This window comes from Vibrio makurazakiensis (assembly GCF_050337375.1).
Taxonomy (GTDB): Bacteria; Pseudomonadota; Gammaproteobacteria; order Enterobacterales; family Vibrionaceae; genus Vibrio; species Vibrio makurazakiensis.
Genome location: NZ_JAKJSW010000416.1, coordinates 1 through 1743, shown reverse-complemented (window position 1 = coordinate 1743; position 1743 = coordinate 1). Strand labels below are relative to the sequence as shown.

At 41.9% G+C, this 1743-nt stretch carries 1 protein-coding gene and 1 pseudogene; both read right to left on the bottom strand.

Translation table 11 applies throughout. The features are described from left to right. Positions 1-101 precede the first annotated feature (101 nt). Positions 102-899, bottom strand: a pseudogene (locus L4C33_RS22060) (class I SAM-dependent methyltransferase). A 115-nt stretch (positions 900-1014) separates the two neighbouring features. Further along, positions 1015-1461, bottom strand: coding sequence for a GFA family protein (locus tag L4C33_RS22055; RefSeq protein ID WP_428814523.1), 447 nt, complete (start codon positions 1459-1461; stop codon positions 1015-1017). Between the last annotated feature and the right edge of the window lie 282 nt (positions 1462-1743).

Genomic DNA, 1743 nt, shown 5'->3' with positions numbered 1-1743 from the left:
GTAGTGAGCAGCGATCATGGAACTTAATCCATTATGCCGTAGCCACTAAAACTGGTTCAAACCCCAAATGCGAGCGTTGGGGAGCAACCTTATGCGCCTTATTAACAAGCTTTTCTAGCGAGCACTAAACCGTGATTACTTGAGCCTAACAAACTTTGTTCGTCACAAGTTTCTAAATGGTAACGCAGCCATGTTTGATACTGTGACGGGGTGAAGCTATTCACTCCATTTGAAATATAACGACCAAAGCCATCGGTAGCACTATGACCGACCAAATCGAAGCCTTGGCGCTTGACCAAAGATTCTACTTCAATTGGTGTTGCAAAATATCCTACCCTAAAAAAGCTATCAGCTTTGGGACTTGAAACTGTTCCATGTGTTTGTAGCTCTGACAGAACATCGAGAGTGACAAGTTCGGGAAATTTCTGGGCGAACATACCAGCAATAAAGTAACGGGAAATGTACGCGACAGCTAAAATACCATTGGGCTTCAAAGTTCGCCAGGCTTCAGTAATAGCCTGATTTCATTCTAACTCAGTCTTTAGGTGATATAGCGGTCCCAGGATCACAACTACATCTTGCGAGCTACTTTGAATAAAAGGCAAACTACACGCATTGCCTTCAAAGATACATAGAGTTAATTGCTGTTCTTTCGCTTTGTCCCTTAAGGTGTTTACTTGTTCTGGAGCGAGTTCAACACTTGTCACATCGCAGCCCATTGCCGAAAACGCTAGTGAATAACGTCCCGTCGCTGCACCGACCTCACAAACATTGGCACCTTTCGATAGGTATCTATCGAGCTTGTACATTGTAGTATCGAATTCAAGTTGAGCGATATACTGCCTAGTTAGTCTCGAATCTTCATCAGCTCCTGTATATTGAGCAATCAGTTCTTCCATAATAATTTGTCGCCTTTGCCAGTTAACGCCGCATTAATTAGTGGACAGCGCATCCACTTAACCTAAATAATTACTCTATAGGGATTAAAGCGGATTCAAAACCAAAATACTGAGTTTAAACGCTCGTACACGGGGGCTTCATATGTAACTTTAACCAATCGTCTTCACTTGGCATCGTTTCGAATTGAGGAATACCATCGTTGATGAAGCCCACGTCCCAGTTTGCTTTAGAACCAACATAGACATGAGCGACTACTTTTGTATCAACAGGCACAGACAGCAGACCAGCAGGCACCCAATATGATTCACCGTTTAAGCTGATATTGGGTACTGGGCTACCACATTGACAACAAAACTCAGATTTAAAACCCGAACTAGCAGAGAACGACCTGATTTGATGCTCGCCAGTACACCACTTAAAATTTGATGCCTTGATTATCAAAGATGAGTTTGATGAAGAACCAGATACCTTGCGACACAGCGAACAGTGACATTGATAAATGGGTGGTAATTCGCCTGTTAGCTCAAACGAGACCTCTCCGCATAAACAGTTTCCTTTCAATTGAGTTATTTCCTGTTAATTAGTGCGCATAACGCCATGATAATGGGCTAAGAACACAACCACAAAACGAAAATAAACATTAGTTACTGTGCTTGATTTTGGCTATATAGAGTTTTCAGCCTTTACATGACGGACTACTTCGAAAAATTCTAACTAAAATGGAGCTTTTAATGCCGTGCTCAGTAAACAGTTTACCCTGCTAGGAAATCAAGTCGTCAATAATACATTTTAAATTCCTCCCACATTTTCTGTAGCCTCTAGCTCCGTACATAGACCTGTATC